The following is a 15,780-nucleotide window of genomic DNA, read 5'->3' as shown; positions in this document are numbered from 1 at the left end:
TCAACCCGTCTTTCAGCCGAGCAGGCCGAACGATGCCAGATCGTTGACGGTCACGAACACCATCAGGGCCAGCACGGCTGCCAGGCCCGAACGGAAAGCCCATTCCATGACCTTGGGGTTGACCGGTTTGCGCCGGATTCCCTCGATCGCATAGAATAGCAGATGACCGCCATCGAGCATGGGAATTGGCAGCAGGTTGATGAACCCCAAATTAATTGAGATCAGCGCGATGAAGAAGATGAAATCGTCGAGCCCCGCCGAGAGCTGCTCGCCCGAAACCTGCGCGATTTTCAGCGGTCCGCCGAGTTCCGAAACCGAGCGGCGGCCGGTGATGACCTGGCCCAAGGTGGCGACCATGAGCCGCACGATATCGCCGGTTCGCTCGACGGCGACGATCGGAGCCTCGACCAGCGAGACGGGGCGCATGACGGGCTTGGCCGACATGATGCCGAGGCGGCCAATGCGATATTCGTTTCCGAACCGGTCCTTCTGAATCTCGGTTCCGATCTTGAAATCGAATTCGCGGACCTGCCCGGCGCGCTCGGCGCGCAGGGTGATGCGTTCATCGGGCCGGTGCGCAATGCGGCGACCCAGTTCGTCGAACCACTCGATCCGTTCGCCATCGACCGACACGATGCGGTCGCCGGGCAGTAGACCAGCTTCTGCCGCCGCTGAACCGGGTAGCACGCCCGCGACCACCGGCGGCGTTACGCTCTTGCCGTAAGCGAAGGCGAAACCGGCAAGGATCAGGATGGCGAAGAGGAAGTTGATCGCGGGGCCTGCAAACACGATCAGCGCGCGCTGCCACAGGGTCTTGGACTGGAAGGTGCGGTTGCGCTCTTCGGCGGGAAGCGCGACCCAATTGGGGTCGGCGCGGCTGGATGGGTCCATATCGCCTGCGAATTGGACATAGCCGCCGAGCGGCAGCATGCCCAGCTTCCAGCGGGTGCCTCGCTTGTCGGTCCAACCGGCGATCTCGCGACCGAAGCCGATCGAGAAGGATTCCGCCTTCACTCCGAACCAGCGTCCGACCAGATAATGGCCCATCTCGTGGACGAAGACCAAAGGTCCGAGCACGAGCAGAAAGGCGAAGACGGTCAGCAACAAGCCGGGATTTTCGTTCAAGGGTCAGTTCCTGGTTCGCACCGCGGCGGCAGCATGCTCGCGCGCTTCTCGATCTATCGCCAGCACATCCTGCAGGCTTTGCGGGTCTTGCGGGCTATAGCCTGCCAGAACCTCCGACACAATTGCGGCAATATCGAGGAATCCGATCTCTTCCTTCAGAAACGCGGCCACCGCGATTTCGTTTGCCGCATTGAGGATGGCGGGGGCGCCGCCGCCGGCGGCAATCGCCTGGCGGCAGATGCCGGGGCCGGGAAAGCGTTCGTCGTCCAGCGGTTCGAAGGTCAGCTGGCCGATGGTCGCAAGGTCCAGCGGCGCGCAATCGGTGGCGATCCGGTCGGGCCAGGCGAGCGCCGAGGCGATCGGGATGCGCATGTCGGGTGCGCCCAATTGTGCCAGCGTCGAACGGTCGCGATATTCGACCATCGAATGGATGACCGATTGCGGGTGGACGAGGATGCGTATGGCATCGAGCCCGACCGGGAAGAGGTGATAGGCCTCGATCAGTTCGAGCCCCTTGTTGAACATGGTAGCGCTGTCGACCGAGATTTTTGCGCCCATCGACCAATTGGGGTGCGCGACCGCCTGGGCCGGGCCCGCGGCGCGCATCTGGTCGAGCGTCCAGCTGCGGAACGGGCCGCCGCTCGCGGTCAGCGTGATGCTTTGTACCTGATCATAGGAGGCGCCCGCAAGGCACTGGAAGATCGCGTTATGTTCGGAATCGACCGGGAGCAGGGTCGCGCCCGAGCTGCGCGCCGCCTCAATCATCAGCGCGCCCGACGAGACCAAAGCCTCCTTGTTGGCGAGCGCGACGCTGCGTCCGCGCAGCAGGCTGCGCATGATCGGCGCGAGGCCGGCACAGCCGACGATCGCGGCCATGGTCCAGTCGGCATCGAGATCGGCCGCGTCGAGCAAAGCCTGAGGGCCCGACCAGGCCTGGGTGGCGCTGCCCTGAAGCGCATCGGCCAGCGCGTGATGCTGCGCCGGATCGCCGATCACCGCGACCTCGGCGCAGAATTCGCGCGCGAGCTTCGCGAGGCCCTCCGCATCGCTGTTCGCGGTCAGCGCGACGATGCGATAGGCCGAAGGGTTGAGGCGGATGAGATCGAGCGTCGAGGTGCCCACCGATCCGGTTGCGCCGAAGATGCTGATCGAGCGCGGCTCAGCGGACGGCGGCGGCACGATCAGGCCGGGAGAGAGCGTTTCGGGGCGCGACATGGAATGCTTATCCTAGCGCCCAAAATGCGTTGGCTGCAACCAGCGTTGCAACGATCGGTGCGACCGGGACCAGACCATCCACGCGGTCGAGAATGCCGCCATGGCCGGGGATGAGCGTGCCCGAGTCCTTCACACCCGCCTGGCGCTTCATCCAGCTCTCCAGAAAATCGCCGATCTGCGCGACCACCGCGAGCGGTGCGCTGGCCAGCACGAGGATATAGGGCAGGTCGAAATGCTCGCGCAGCAGCATCGCGAACAGCAGGGCGGCCGTCATGCCGCCGGCCAGGCCCGCCCACGTCTTGCTGGGACTGATCGACGGGGCGATCTTGGGTCCGCCGATGCCGCGCCCGGCGAAATACGCGCCGATATCGGTCGCCCAGACGGTCGCCATCGTCCAGAAGGCGAGCAGCAGGCCATTGTCCTGCTGACGCAGATAGAGCAGCGCCATGACCGGCAGCGCGCAATAGAGCACGCCCCAGGCGAGCCGGAAGCCGCGATCGATCGTCGCGATGAAGAAAGCGCCGCCGATGATGAAACCGAGTGAGAGAAAGCCTGGGCCATCGGCAAAGGGTGAAAGCATCGACAAGGGCGCCATCAGCGCCAGCATCGACAGACGCCGGCGCTCCATCCGCCCGACCAGCCCGGCCCATTCGTGCTGCATCGCCAGCGCACCTGCCATCAGCAGAAGCCAGAGGGCAATGCCGCCCAGCCACAGCGCGGTCCCGGCGATCGCCACCAGCACTACGCCCGAAACCGTGCGGATCGCGAGATCCTGGCCGAACAGGGACCGCTTCACCGGTTCAGCGGCCACCAAAGCGCCTTTCGCGGGTGGCATAGGACTGGAATGCCTCGGCGAGCGAATTCCCGTCGAAATCGGGCCAGAGCGTGTCGGTGAAATAGAGCTCGGCATAGGCCGCCTGCCAGAGCAGGAAGTTGCTCAGCCGCTGCTCGCCCGAGGTGCGGATCAGCAGGTCGAGCGGGGGCAGGTCGCTGGTATCGAGCATCGCATCGATATGCGCCGCCTCGATCGCGTCTGCGTTGACCTCACCGCGCGCAGCCGCAGCGGCAAGCGCACGCGCGGCACGCACGAGCTCGTCCTGCGCACCATAATTGAGCGCGATGACGAGCGTCGTGCCGCTGTTATGCGCGGTGCGCTGCACGACATCGTCGATCATTTCGACCAGATCGGGCGCGAGCACGCGATAATTGCCGATGATCTTGAGCCGCACGTTGTTGGCGATGAACTCGTCGACATCGGCGCGGATGAAATGCCTGAGCAGCCCCATCAGGTCCGAAACCTCGTCCTCCGGACGCTTCCAGTTTTCCGACGAGAAGGCGTAGAGCGTCAGCGCCTCGAGCCCCATGTCGCGGGCCGCGCGCACGGTTGTGCGTACGGCCTCGACGCCCTGTTTGTGGCCGACAAAGCGGGGCAGGTTGCGCCGCGCGGCCCATCGGCCGTTGCCGTCCATGATGATGGCGGCGTGGCGCAACCCGCAGGCAGGCGCCAGCCCCGCATGTGCAGGCGCTGCGGAATGCGCCTCTGCCTTGGACAGCTTGGGGCCGGGCCGAAAGATCACTGGCCCAGAATTTCTTTTTCTTTCTGCGTCGCGGCGGCATCGGCCTGGGCGATCATGTCGTCGGTCAGCTTCTGCACCTCGGTCTCGAAGCGCTTGCGCTCGTCCTCGCTGATCACGCCCTTCTTCTCGTCGGTCTTGAGCGAATCCATGCCGTCGCGGCGGACGTTGCGGATCGCGACGCGCGCCTTTTCGGCATATTGGCCGGCGAGCTTGGCGAGCTCCTTGCGGCGTTCTTCGGTGAGGTCGGGGATCGGCAGGCGCAGCGTCTGGCCATCGACGATCGGATTGAGGCCGAGGCCTGCCGAACGGATCGCCTTGTCCGCCGGGCCGACATTCGACTTGTCCCAGACCTGCACCGACAGCATGCGCGGCTCGGGCGCGGAGACGGTGGCGATCTGGGTCAACGGCATGTGCGCGCCATAGACTTCGACCGTCACCGGATCGAGCAGCGTGGTGTTGGCGCGTCCGGTGCGCAGGCCCGAAAGGTCGCCCTTCAGCGATTCGACCGCGCCGTTCATCCGGCGCTCGAGATCCTTCTTGTCAAACTGTGCCACTGGTTCAGTCCTTCTGATGTACGGTTGTCGCGGTGCCTTCGCCGCTCAGAACGCGGGCGAGATTGCCCTGTTCGCGGATCGAGAACACCACGATGGGAATGGAATTGTCGCGGCAGAGCGCCACGGCGCTGGCGTCCATGACCTTGAGATTGTCCTGCAACACCCGGTCATAACTCAATGTTTCGTAACGCACGGCGGTGGGATCAAGCTTGGGATCGGCATTGTACACGCCGTCGACGCTGGTTCCTTTCAGTAGCGCATCGCATTTCATTTCGGCCGCGCGCAGTGCCGCGCCGGAATCGGTGGTGAAATAGGGCGCGCCGACGCCCGCGGCGAAGATGACCACGCGGCCCTTTTCGAGATGGCGCTGGGCGCGGCGGCGGATCACCGGCTCACACACCTTGTCCATCTCGATCGCGGATTGCACGCGGGTGGGGACGCCCATCTGCTCGAGCGCGCTCTGCATAGCGAGCGCGTTCATCACCGTGGCGAGCATGCCCATATAATCGGCCTGCGCACGGTCCATGCCCTTGGCAGCGCCTGCCATGCCGCGGAAGATGTTGCCGCCGCCGATGACCAGGCAGATTTCGAGCCCGGTATCCTTGGCCGCCTTCACCTCTGCGGCCATGCGTGCGACGGTGGCGGGATCGATGCCATACTGGCCGTCGCCCATCAGGGCTTCCCCCGACAGCTTCAGGAGGATGCGGCGGTAGGATGCGATGGTCATGAATGTTCCGGTATCTGGAATGAAATGCGGCGCTTCTGGCCGAGTGGCGCGCACCATAGTCAGTGCATCCGGCACTGCCAAGCACGTTCCTGCACAGTTTGACGTCACGCGATCGATCGGGCGTCGCGGACGCAAAAACAGCGGGCAGCCCCAGGGGCCACCCGCCGTCTTTTTGCTGAAAGGCTAAAGGCTTAGAGGCCTGCAGCCGCCGCGACTTCCGCCGCGAAATCAGTTTCTTCCTTTTCGATGCCTTCGCCGAGCTGGAAGCGGACATAGTCCTTGAGCACGATCTTGCCGCCCGCGTCCTTGGCAGCCTTGGCCACCACGTCGGCGATCGGGGTCTTGTTGTCGATCACGAACAGCTGGCTGAGCAGCGCGTTTTCCTTGGCGAACTTGGCGATCGCGCCATCGACCATCTTGGCCTGCACTTCGGCGGGCTTGCCGCTTTCCGCCGCCTTTTCCTCGGCGATCTTGCGTTCGCGTGCGATCAGTTCGGCATCGAGGCCGTCGGCGTTCAGCGCCAGCGGGAAGGCGGCGGCAATGTGCATGCCGATCTGCTTGCCCAGCGGCTCGAGCACGTCGGCAGCGACATCGCCTTCGAGCGCGACGAGCACGCCGATCTTGCCAAGGTTCGGCGCGACGGCATTGTGCATGTACGACACGACAACGCCCTGATCGACCGAGACGGTCTTGATGCGGCGGATCGACTGGTTTTCGCCGATCGTGGCGATCGAGCTGGTCAGCTTGTCGCCGACGCTGCCGCCATCGGGATATTCAGCCGACTTGAGCGCCTCGACATCGTCCCCGGTGGTCAGGGCGACCGAGGTCACCTTGCGGACGAAATCCTGGAACTGGTCGTTCTTGGCGACGAAGTCGGTCTCGCTGTTCACTTCGACGGCGACGCCCTTGAGACCCGAAACTTCGATGCCGACCAGACCTTCGGCGGCGGTGCGGCTCGACTTCTTCTGCGCGGTGGCCAGGCCCTTGGCGCGCAGCGCGTCGACGGCGGCCTCGATATCGCCATTCGCTTCGGTCAGCGCCTTCTTGGCGTCCATCATGCCAGCGCCGGTGCGCTCGCGCAGTTCCTTGACAGTAGCAGCGGTTACAACAGCCATGTTCGTGTTCCTTGTTTTGAATATGGACGCAGGGGCCACGGGTGCGGGCCAATGCCCGGCCCGTAGCCCCTGCATGTGTCAGTTTTGTGCAAGCAGGGCAGGGCTGGACCCCGCCCGGCTCGATCAGCCAATCCGATTAGGCAGCGTCGCCGGCATCTGCAGCGGCGTCTTCCAGCGCGGCTTCTGCCGGCGGTTCGGCCATTTCGCCGACGTCCGCGCCCGACGCGACGGCAGCACCGGTGCGGCCCTTGGTGGCCGCAGCGGCGACGGCGTCGCAATAGAGGCGCACGGCGCGCGCGGCGTCGTCATTGGCGGGAACCGGGAAGGCGATGCCCTGCGGATCGACGTTCGAATCGAGGATCGCGATCACCGGGATGCCGAGAACATTGGCTTCCTTGATGGCCAGGTCTTCCTTGTTCGCGTCGATCACGAACATCACGTCGGGAATACCGCCCATGTCGCGGATGCCGCCGAGCGACAGTTCCAGCTTGTCGCGCTCGCGGGTGAGCTGCAGCACTTCCTTCTTGGTAAAGCCCGAGGTGTCGCCAGCGAGCTGCTCTTCGAGCATCTTGAGGCGCTTGATCGAGCCCGAGATGGTCTTCCAGTTGGTTAGCATACCGCCCAGCCAGCGGTGGTTGACGAAATGCTGGCCGCTGGCGCGGGCCGCTTCGGCGATCGGGGCCTGGGCCTGGCGCTTGGTGCCGACGAACAGCACCTTGCCGCCCGCCTGAACGGTGGCCGAGACGAATTCGAGCGCGCGTGCGAACAGCGGCACGGTCTGCGACAGGTCGAGGATGTGGATGCCATTGCGTGCGCCGAAGATATACGGCTTCATGCGCGGGTTCCAGCGGTGGGTCTGGTGGCCGAAATGCGCGCCGGCTTCGATCAATTGCTGCATGGTGACGACAGGTGCCGCCATAGGGATTTCCTTTCCGGTTGTGCCTCTGGAAGACGGGAACCTTGTGGGCCTGACCCTCAAAGGGTGGCCGGGGCACCGGTATGTGTGTCTTCCATGTGGATTGCATGCGGCACAGCGCCACGTGCGAGCGGCCCCTTAGGCGAACTGGCGCACGAAATCCAGCCTCAAATTGTGCGACGAACCGAATTTTCCGGTTGACGGGTCGAAACAGAAGTGGAACAAAACACATACAAAGAGGGTCAATGGCTCCGGATCGTCACGATATGGAACCAATGCCTGTCCACTGAGTTATCCACAATGTTCCACCGGGCTCCAATCCGGCGGACGCAAGTCAGGATGTAGCGTTATGTTTGCTGTAGCCATTGCCCTGTTCTTCGCCGCCGCCGCAATCGGGGCCGTGCTGGTCATTGCCCAGTCGTTCGCAGGATCGGCAGAGCGCTTCGATGCGCTGTTCGCCGCCTATCGCGCTGCAGGACAGGGGCGGGTTGCTCAGGGCCAGATGCGTGCTGTCGCGACCTATGTTCCGAACCGCGCGCCCGATTACAGCCCGCGCAACGTGATCGCGATGCCGGTTCGCGGCAGCGTCCGCGTCAGCCAGCCGGATTGGCGCGCTGCCGCTTGACCCTGGCGTAGGATACGATGCCGAACGGGATCAGCGCCAGATAGATCAGGCAGATTGCCGTCAACGTGATGAACGGCACGGTGAGCAGCGACGCTGCCGTAATTGCAAACACCGCCAGCGCTTCGAGGCGAATGTTCTTGCGCACGTTGAGCGACGACCAGCTGAAGGTCGCGACATTCGATATCATCAGAAATGCGATCAGCAGAACCCATGGGCCGATGACACTATAGTGTCGGAACAAGTCCTCACCGGTCTCGATCCACAAATAGAGTGGCAGCATGGCGAGGCCGGCGCCGGCCGGGGCCGGAATGCCGGTGAGATAGCCCGCGGACTTGTGCGGCTGATCCTCCAGATCGATCTGCGCGTTGAACCGCGCCAGCCGCAGCGCGCAGCATACCGCTAGCGTAAGCGCGATGAGCCAGCCGAAGCGCGGAAGCTCGTTCAATGACCACAGAAACAGGACAAGGGCAGGCGACACACCGAACGCGATCGAATCCGCCAGCGAGTCCAGTTCGGCCCCGAACCGGCTTTGCGCCTTGAGCATTCGCGCGACGCGTCCGTCGATCCCGTCGAGCACGCCCGCCAGCACGATCGCGCCCGCTGCCAGCGGCCATTGGTCCTGCAAGGCGAAGCGGATGCCGGTAAGCCCGCAGCACAAGGCGCTGGCGGTGATAGCGTTGGGAACCATCGCGCGCAGCGTCAGTCCTTCGCGCAGGCGAAACCGGCGTCCCGCCAGATAACGGATCGGGCCACGGCGTCCGCGACGCTCCAACGGATCGCGCTCGCTCATGCCGTCATGCTCCTTGAAGGACCGGATGCCGGGGCAGCGGAGTGTTGCATCAATGCGCGATCCCTTCGCGCACCGGTGCGTCACCGACAATGCCGAGCACGGTTTCACCCGCGACAATCCGCTGGCCCTTGACAACATTGGGCGCGGTGCCGCGCGGCAGATAGACATCGACCCGGCTGCCGAAGCGGATCAGCCCGACGCGCTGGCCGACGGCGACGAAATCGCCTTCCTTGACGAACGGTACGATACGGCGGGCGACCAGGCCTGCAATCTGGGTGAACCCGATGCGCAGACCGTCCGACCGCTCGACCATGATGTGCTGGCGCTCGTTCTCGTCGCTCGCCTTGTCGAGATCGGCATTGAGGAACTTGCCCGAGATATAGACGATGCGCCGGATGGTACCGCCGATCGGCGCGCGGTTGATGTGCACATCGAACACGCTCATGAAAATCGATACGCGCCACAGCGGATCGGGCCCCAGGCCGTCATGGTCGGCCAGCTCGATCGGCGGCGCGACCTCCTGGATCAGCGTCACCAGACCATCGGCCGGCGCGACGACAAAGCGCTCGTCGAGCGGCGTGACCCGGGCAGGATCGCGGAAAAAGGCAAGGATCCACAAGGTGAGCCCGCCCATCGGCCAGGCCAGCGTTTCCCAGGCCATCAGCGCGAAGATAAGCGTGATGCCTGCTGCGATAACGGCGAATTTGCGACCTTCGGGATGGACCGGGGGCAGGCTCCAGCTCGCCAGGCCCTTGCCCCGGTTATCCAGTAATTCTTGCGACATGCCCGCCCTCTTAGGGACACTGGCCGGGTGTGACAACGGCCAATGGCCCCGCAATGCGGTGAATGCTGCGCTGCGGCATAAACTTGCTAGTGATTTGCAATACTGAAAGTGCGGCGATTGCGCTGATCCGCAAGGTTGAAACCTCGCCCGACTTTGCTAAGAGCGTCCCAGATTTCCTGATTCCTCCCTAGCAAGAAGGCGCAAAATCCGCATGGCAAAGATCAAGGTGGCCAAGCCCGTCGTCGAAATCGACGGCGATGAAATGACCCGCATCATCTGGGAGTGGATCCGCGAACGCCTGATCCTGCCCTATCTGGACATCGACCTGAAATATTACGATCTGTCGATCCAGAAGCGCGACGAAACCAACGACAAGATCACCGTCGACGCCTCGAACGCGATCCGCGAGCATGGCGTCGGCGTCAAGTGCGCCACCATCACGCCCGACGAGGCACGCGTCGAGGAGTTCAACCTAAAGAAGATGTGGAAGTCGCCCAACGGCACCATCCGCAACATTCTGGGCGGGGTCGTGTTCCGCGAGCCGATCGTGATCTCGAACATTCCGCGGCTGGTGCCCGGCTGGACCGACCCGATCGTCGTCGGCCGTCATGCGTTCGGCGACCAGTACAAGGCCACCGATTTCCGCGTTCCCGGTCCCGGCAAGCTGCGTCTGGTGTTCGAGGGCGAGGACGGAACCACGATCGACGAGGAAGTGTTCCAGTTCCCCTCGTCGGGCGTTGCTATGGCGATGTACAATCTCGATGACTCGATCGCCGATTTCGCACGCGCATCGATGAACTATGGCCTCGATCGCGGCTGGCCGACGTACCTCTCGACCAAGAACACGATCATGAAGGCCTATGACGGCCGCTTCAAGGACATCTTCGAGGAGATTTACGAGAAGGAATTCAAGACCAAGTTCGAGGCCGCCGGCATCACCTATCAGCACCGCCTGATCGACGACATGGTCGCGTCCGCGCTGAAATGGTCGGGCAAGTTCGTCTGGGCGTGCAAGAACTATGACGGTGACGTGCAGTCGGACACCGTCGCGCAGGGCTTCGGTTCGCTGGGTCTCATGACCTCGGTGCTGATGACCCCCGATGGCAAGACCGTCGAGGCCGAAGCCGCGCACGGTACCGTCACGCGGCACTATCGCATGCACGAACAGGGCAAGGCGACCTCGACCAACCCGATCGCGTCGATCTTCGCCTGGACCCGCGGCCTCATCTATCGCGGCCGCTTCGACGAGACGCCGGAAGTGGTGCGCTTTGCCGAGACGCTGGAACGCGTCTGTATTGAAACCGTTGAGCAGGGATCGATGACCAAGGACCTCGCCATCCTGATCGGCCCCGACCAGGCCTGGATGACCACCGAGCAGTTCTTCGAGGCGATCCGGGTCAATCTGGAAAAGGAAATGGGCAGCTGGGCATGAGGGGTTGATGGCGCAGCGCAGCAGCAAGGCACGGCTGGAAGTCAGGCAGGCACGCAGGGGCGATATTCCCGGAATATCGGCTCTGGTCGAGCGGGCCTATCCCAGCCTGCCGCCGTACAAGTTCGGCGAGCTGCGCGGCCAGATCAACAATTTCCCTGAGGGCCAGTTCGTTGCCATTCTTGACGGCGAGATTGTCGGCTATTGCGCCTCGTCGCGCGTGACCGAGGCGATGGCCTTTGGTCCGCACGATTGGGAAGAGATCAGCGGCAACGGCTTCGGCACCCGCCATGTGCCCACCGGCGAATGGCTGTACGGCTATGAAATGTGCGTCGACCCTGCCCAGCGCGGGGTACGTATCGGCAAACGGCTTTATGAGGCGCGCCGGGCGCTGGCCGAGCAACTCGAACTCAACGGCATCGTCTTTGCCGGGCGCATCCCGGGCTACGACCGGGCCAAGCGCACCAAGCAGGCCGAGAGTCCCGAGGATTATCTCGCCAAGGTGATCGACGGCAAGCTGCGCGATCCGGTCATCGGTTTCCAGATCGCAAACGGCTTTACCCCCGTCGGCATATTGAAGCGCTATCTGCCCGAGGACCGCCAGTCGCGCGGTCATGCGGCGCATATGGTGTGGCGCAACCCTTATGTGAACGCGGACGAGCCGCCCAAGCACCGCGTCCCGCGCGGGGTTGAAAGCGTGCGCCTCGCGACCGTGCAGTTTCAGGCGCGGGCAGTGGCGAATTTCGAGGAATTCGTCCGCAACGTCGAATATTTTGTCGATGTGGCAGCGGATTACCGGGCGGACTTCGTACTGTTTCCCGAGATGTTCACCATGTCGCTGCTCTCCTTCGCCAAGAAGAAGATGGGGCCGCAGGAAGCGATCGAGGCGCTGAGCGAGTTCACCCCGCGCATCCGCGACGAGCTCACGCGCATGGCGATGGAGTATAATATCAACATCATCGGTGGATCGCACCCGACCCGCGCCGACGACGGCGATATCCAGAATATCGCGCTCGTCGCCTTGCGCGATGGATCGATCCACGCGCAGGAAAAGATTCACCCCACACCGAACGAGCGGTACTGGTGGAAGATCAAGGGCGGCGATAGCATCGACGCGATCCAGACCGATTGCGGACCGATCGGCGTGCTGATCTGCTATGACAGCGAGTTTCCCGAACTGGCGCGGCGTCTGGCGGATGAGGGCGCGCGGATCATCTTCGTTCCTTTCTGCACCGACAGCCGCGAGGCCTATATGCGCGTGCGCTATTGCTGCCAGGCGCGCGCGATCGAGAACCAGTGCTATGTCGTGATGTCGGGCAATGTCGGCAATCTGCCCGATGTCGAGAACATGGACATCCAGTATGCGCAGAGCTGCATCCTCACGCCGTGCGACCTGCCGTTTGCGCGCGATGGTATCGCGGCGGAAGCGAGCGAGAATGTCGAGACACTGACGATCAGCGACGTCAATCTCGACGACCTCAGCTGGGCAAGACACGAAGGCACGGTGCGCAATCTGGGTGATCGCCGCTACGACCTCTACCATATCGAGTGGGACCGCGCCGTTGGGCGCGGCAATGCCGCTGCGAAGCGCGAACGCGCGCGTCAGGCAGCCCCCGCAGGGCCGCAGGGCGGTGGGGGCGGCTGATCGCTCGCATCACAATGATTTATGGCTGACATGCTGTCCTTTATCCGCCATGAATTGATCCATGCACACGCCCTTTGAGAATCCGGTCTTCAGCGATGCCCTGGTGATCCTGGGGGCGGCCGGCATCGTCATTCCGGCCTTTGCGCGGCTCCGGATCAACCCTGTCATCGGTTTCATCCTGGTCGGCATGCTGGTGGGGCCATCGGGCCTCGGCTCGATCGTCGACCAGTTCCCGTGGCTTTACCACATCACCATTACCGACCGCGAGGCGATCGATCCGTTTGCCGAATTCGGCATCGTCATGCTGCTGTTCACCATCGGGCTCGAGCTGTCGTTCAAGCGCCTCTGGGCGATGCGGGTGCAGGTGTTCGGGCTGGGTTCGGCACAGCTTCTCGCCTCGGGGCTGGTGATCGGCTTTGCGCTCAACCTGATCGGTCAGCCGCTTGCAGGCGCGCTCGGCCTTGGCATGGCGCTCGCTTTGTCCTCGACTGCGCTGGTGCTGCCGATGGTCGGCACGACCGGGCCGGTCGGGCGTTCGGCGCTCGCCATGCTGATCTTCGAGGATCTGGCGCTTGTGCCGATCATCTTCGCGCTCGGCGCGCTTGCGCCGCGCGCCGAGGCGGCGGGGCTGGACGGGCTGGTGCAGACGCTGTGGCTCGGCGGGCTGACCATCGTCATCATGCTGCTAGCGGGGCGCTATCTGCTGCCCTATCTGTTCGCGCAGGCGGCGCGCACCAAGAGCCCTGAGCTGTTCCTCGCCGCGTGCCTGCTCGTCGTCATTACCGCCTCGGTCGCGACGGCGGCAGCGGGCCTCTCGCCGATCGTCGGCGCGCTGATCGCGGGCGTGATGATCGCGGAAACCGAATATGGCGACGAGGTCGAGATCATCACCGCGCCGTTCAAGGGGCTGGCGCTTGGGGTGTTCCTGATCACCGTCGGCATGTCGGTTGATCTGCGGGTGGTCGCGGCCAACTGGCAATCGCTGGCGATCGCGGTGGTCGGCGTTTGCCTGATCAAGGCGGTGGTGACCGGCGGGCTGTTGCGGCTGGTCGGCGCGCGGCGTGGCGTCGCGGCGGAGACCGGCGTGCTGATGGCGAGCCCCGCCGAGACCACGCTGATCGTGCTCGCGGCCGCGGTGCAGGCACAGCTCATCCAGTCGAGCACCGCGCAATTCTGGCAGATCGTCACCGCGATCGGCCTGACGATCACGCCGCTGCTCGCCAAGCTCGGCCATGTCATCGCTACGCGCATCGACATGCGCGCGAGCGAAAGCGCTGCGCCCGACGAGGAATCGGCGGGCGCCGGGCGCGTCGTTCTGTTCGGCTATGGCCGGGTGGGCGAGATCGTCTCGGACATGCTCGCCAAGCACAACCAGCCCTATGTCGCGATCGAATCCAATGTGGATGTCGTCGCCGCCGCGCGGCGCAAGGGCGTGCCGATCCTGTTCGGCGATGTCGCGCGGCCCGAATTGCTCGACCGGTTGCGGCTGGGCCATGCCAAGGCGCTGATCCTGACGATGGACGATCCGGTGCTCGCGGTGCGCATCGTCCGCCGCGTCGCTGGCTGGGTGCCCGACCTCACGATCATCGCCCGTGCGCGCGATGCCAATCACGCTGCCGAGCTTTATCGCGCCGGGGCGACGCTCGCGGTGCCCGAGGCGCTGGAAAGTTCGCTGCAACTCTCCGAGGCGCTGCTGGTGGACCTCGGTATCGCCATGGGCCCGGTGATCGCCTCGATCCACGAAAAGCGCGACGAGCTGCGCCGCAAGATCATGCAGGAGGGCGAGCTGTCGAAACAGCCGCTGCTCAAATCGGGTGAGGCGCCGGCGGGGTAGGCCTTCCCCAAAATCCTCCCACAGCTTGCTGGGGGAGGGGGACCGCCCGCGCAGCGGGTGGTGGAGGGGCAGCGGGGTCGTGCTTCAGATGAGCAGATGTGCCATCTCGCTTCCCCTCCACCACCGACTTGCAGTCGGCGGTCCCCCTCCCCGAGACAAGCTCGGGGAGGATTTAAGGAGAGCTAACCCAAAGCCGCCTGCTTCTCTTCGGCCAGCCGGTCGAGCTCGGCGCGGCTCTTCTTTTCGGACGCCGATTTCAGCTGCCCGCACGCGGCCATGATATCGCGGCCGCGCGGGGTGCGCACCGGCGCGCTGATGCCGCCTTCGAACACGATGTCCGAAAAGCGCTTGATCCGCTCGGGATCGGAGCATTCGTACGCCGCGCCGGGCCAGGGGTTGAACGGGATCAGGTTCACCTTGGCGGGCAGGCCATAAGCCTTGAGCAGCCGGACGAGCTCGCGCGCGTCTTCGTCGCTGTCGTTCTTGTCCTTGAGCATCACATATTCGAAGGTGATGCGGCGCGCATTGCTCGCGCCGGGATAGTCCGCGCAGGCCTGGAGCAGCTGTTCGAGCCCGTATTTGCGGTTCAAGGGCACGATCTCGTCGCGCACCTCCTTGGTCACCGCATGCAGCGAGACCGCGAGGTTCACGCCGATCTCCTCGCCGCAGCGCGCCATCATCGGCACGACGCCGCTGGTCGACAGCGTGATGCGCCGCTTGGAGAGCGCCAAGCCGTCGCCGTGCATGACGACCTTCATCGCATCGCGGACATGATCGAAATTGTACAGCGGCTCGCCCATGCCCATCAGCACGATATTGGTGAGCAGCCGGCCATCGGCGGTATAGGCGGCAGCGTCCTCGTCCTCGTCGAGCCGGTCCATCGCGCCCTTGGGCCATTCGCCTAGCGCATCGCGCGCGAGCATCACTTGGCCGACGATCTCGCCCGGCGTCAGGTTGCGCACCAGCCGCATCGTGCCGGTATGGCAGAAGCGGCAGTTGAGCGTGCAGCCCACCTGGCTCGAGATGCACAGGGTGCCGCGGTCCGCATCGGGGATGAAGACCATCTCGTAATCCTGGCCGTCATCGGTGCGCAGCAGCCATTTGCGCGTGCCGTCGCTCGAAACCTGCGCCTCGACGATTTCGGGACGACCGATGACGAAGCGCTCGGCGAGCCATGGACGCATCGGCTTGGCGATGTCGGTCATGCTTTCGAAATCGGTGACGCCGCGATGGTAGATCCAGTGGAACAGCTGTTTCGAGCGCAGCTTAGCCTGCTTGCGGTCGAGCCCGGCAGCCTCGAGAAGCGCGCCGATATCCTCGCGCGCCAGGCCCATCAGGTCGCTGCGGCCATCGGCGCGCGGGGTGATCGCGCGCGGCACGGGCACGGGGTCGATATGGCCCGGGATGGGCATGGAGATAGGCGTTTCGGCGTTCATGGCGGCGC

General features: G+C 64.3%; 15 protein-coding genes. 4 read left to right on the top strand and 11 right to left on the bottom strand.

Translation table 11 applies throughout. The annotated features are described in order from the left end of the window. Window positions 1–12 precede the first annotated feature (12 nt). The 8 genes from rseP to rpsB all read right to left on the bottom strand — a co-directional run bounded on the left by rseP (window position 13) and on the right by rpsB (window position 7,232). Entirely contained in the window at window positions 13–1,125 is a 1,113-nt protein-coding gene (rseP, locus tag OPU69_RS09970) for an RIP metalloprotease RseP (RefSeq protein ID WP_060978463.1), read from the bottom strand. Between the two features lie 3 nt (window positions 1,126–1,128). Continuing rightward, the gene (dxr, locus tag OPU69_RS09965; RefSeq protein ID WP_498510728.1) at window positions 1,129–2,340 is read right to left on the bottom strand and encodes a 1-deoxy-D-xylulose-5-phosphate reductoisomerase; all 1,212 of its coding nucleotides are present in this window, start codon (window positions 2,338–2,340) and stop codon (window positions 1,129–1,131) included. Between the two features lie 7 nt (window positions 2,341–2,347). Then, on the bottom strand, window positions 2,348–3,154 hold the full coding sequence (locus OPU69_RS09960) for a phosphatidate cytidylyltransferase (RefSeq protein ID WP_498510802.1): 807 nt from the start codon (window positions 3,152–3,154) through the stop codon (window positions 2,348–2,350). Beyond that, entirely contained in the window at window positions 3,141–3,917 is a 777-nt protein-coding gene (locus tag OPU69_RS09955) for an isoprenyl transferase (RefSeq protein WP_081097073.1), read from the bottom strand. The genes OPU69_RS09960 and OPU69_RS09955 overlap by 14 nt, the downstream gene beginning before the upstream one ends. After that, on the bottom strand, window positions 3,914–4,471 hold the full coding sequence (gene frr, locus OPU69_RS09950; RefSeq protein WP_060978465.1) for a ribosome recycling factor: 558 nt from the start codon (window positions 4,469–4,471) through the stop codon (window positions 3,914–3,916). Before frr ends, OPU69_RS09955 begins: the two co-directional genes overlap by 4 nt. Before the next feature lie 4 nt (window positions 4,472–4,475). Further along, entirely contained in the window at window positions 4,476–5,198 is a 723-nt protein-coding gene (gene pyrH, locus OPU69_RS09945; protein WP_023836941.1) for a UMP kinase, read from the bottom strand. A gap of 191 nt (window positions 5,199–5,389) precedes the next feature. After that, entirely contained in the window at window positions 5,390–6,313 is a 924-nt protein-coding gene (gene tsf / locus OPU69_RS09940) for a translation elongation factor Ts (protein ID WP_060978466.1), read from the bottom strand. Window positions 6,314–6,449: 136 nt separating this feature from the next. Then, window positions 6,450–7,232 carry a 30S ribosomal protein S2 gene (gene rpsB, locus OPU69_RS09935; protein ID WP_060978467.1) on the bottom strand — a complete coding sequence of 261 codons (783 nt, stop codon included), beginning with the start codon at window positions 7,230–7,232 and terminating at the stop codon, window positions 6,450–6,452. A 346-nt stretch (window positions 7,233–7,578) separates the two neighbouring features. Between rpsB and OPU69_RS09930 the strand changes: the two genes are divergently transcribed. Then, window positions 7,579–7,854 (top strand): hypothetical protein, encoded by a 276-nt coding sequence (locus OPU69_RS09930; RefSeq protein ID WP_060978468.1) that lies wholly within the window; start codon window positions 7,579–7,581, stop codon window positions 7,852–7,854. On the opposite strand, the gene OPU69_RS09925 is transcribed toward OPU69_RS09930, so the two are convergent. Both OPU69_RS09925 and OPU69_RS09920 read right to left on the bottom strand, forming a co-directional pair. After that, window positions 7,823–8,644 (bottom strand): CDP-alcohol phosphatidyltransferase family protein, encoded by an 822-nt coding sequence (locus OPU69_RS09925; protein WP_082730772.1) that lies wholly within the window; start codon window positions 8,642–8,644, stop codon window positions 7,823–7,825. The two genes, OPU69_RS09930 and OPU69_RS09925, sit on opposite strands and share 32 nt — an antisense overlap. Before the next feature lie 49 nt (window positions 8,645–8,693). Beyond that, window positions 8,694–9,428: a phosphatidylserine decarboxylase gene (locus tag OPU69_RS09920; RefSeq protein ID WP_060978469.1), complete on the bottom strand. Its 735-nt coding sequence runs from the start codon at window positions 9,426–9,428 to the stop codon at window positions 8,694–8,696. Window positions 9,429–9,639: 211 nt separating this feature from the next. Between OPU69_RS09920 and OPU69_RS09915 the strand changes: the two genes are divergently transcribed. The 3 genes from OPU69_RS09915 (at window position 9,640) to OPU69_RS09905 (ending at window position 14,336) form a co-directional block, all read left to right on the top strand. Continuing rightward, entirely contained in the window at window positions 9,640–10,860 is a 1,221-nt protein-coding gene (locus tag OPU69_RS09915) for an NADP-dependent isocitrate dehydrogenase (protein ID WP_060978470.1), read from the top strand. 7 nt (window positions 10,861–10,867) lie between these two features. Further along, window positions 10,868–12,502, top strand: coding sequence for a GNAT family N-acetyltransferase (locus OPU69_RS09910; RefSeq protein WP_498510723.1), 1,635 nt, complete (start codon window positions 10,868–10,870; stop codon window positions 12,500–12,502). A 61-nt stretch (window positions 12,503–12,563) separates the two neighbouring features. Further along, window positions 12,564–14,336, top strand: a complete 1,773-nt coding sequence (locus tag OPU69_RS09905; protein WP_060978472.1) for a cation:proton antiporter domain-containing protein — start codon at window positions 12,564–12,566, stop codon at window positions 14,334–14,336. A 182-nt stretch (window positions 14,337–14,518) separates the two neighbouring features. On the opposite strand, the gene rlmN is transcribed toward OPU69_RS09905, so the two are convergent. Then, the gene (rlmN, locus tag OPU69_RS09900) at window positions 14,519–15,772 is read right to left on the bottom strand and encodes a dual-specificity RNA methyltransferase RlmN (RefSeq protein ID WP_498510720.1); all 1,254 of its coding nucleotides are present in this window, start codon (window positions 15,770–15,772) and stop codon (window positions 14,519–14,521) included. Window positions 15,773–15,780 lie beyond the last annotated feature (8 nt).

This window comes from Blastomonas sp. 34TW, from assembly GCF_059803595.1.
Note: the sequence above shows the minus strand (reverse complement) of the source record. Positions and strands in the feature narration are given on the sequence as shown.

Coding starts and splice junctions, on each gene's coding strand:
- dxr (WP_498510728.1), bottom strand. CDS start 2,340: ATGTCGCGCCCCGAAACGCTCTCTCCCGGCCTGATCGTGCCGCCGCCG.
- pyrH (WP_023836941.1), bottom strand. CDS start 5,198: ATGACCATCGCATCCTACCGCCGCATCCTCCTGAAGCTGTCGGGGGAA.
- tsf (WP_060978466.1), bottom strand. CDS start 6,313: ATGGCTGTTGTAACCGCTGCTACTGTCAAGGAACTGCGCGAGCGCACC.
- rpsB (WP_060978467.1), bottom strand. CDS start 7,232: ATGGCGGCACCTGTCGTCACCATGCAGCAATTGATCGAAGCCGGCGCG.
- OPU69_RS09930 (WP_060978468.1), top strand. CDS start 7,579: ATGTTTGCTGTAGCCATTGCCCTGTTCTTCGCCGCCGCCGCAATCGGG.
- OPU69_RS09925 (WP_082730772.1), bottom strand. CDS start 8,644: ATGAGCGAGCGCGATCCGTTGGAGCGTCGCGGACGCCGTGGCCCGATC.
- OPU69_RS09920 (WP_060978469.1), bottom strand. CDS start 9,428: ATGTCGCAAGAATTACTGGATAACCGGGGCAAGGGCCTGGCGAGCTGG.
- OPU69_RS09915 (WP_060978470.1), top strand. CDS start 9,640: ATGGCAAAGATCAAGGTGGCCAAGCCCGTCGTCGAAATCGACGGCGAT.
- OPU69_RS09910 (WP_498510723.1), top strand. CDS start 10,868: ATGGCGCAGCGCAGCAGCAAGGCACGGCTGGAAGTCAGGCAGGCACGC.
- OPU69_RS09905 (WP_060978472.1), top strand. CDS start 12,564: ATGCACACGCCCTTTGAGAATCCGGTCTTCAGCGATGCCCTGGTGATC.
- rlmN (WP_498510720.1), bottom strand. CDS start 15,772: ATGAACGCCGAAACGCCTATCTCCATGCCCATCCCGGGCCATATCGAC.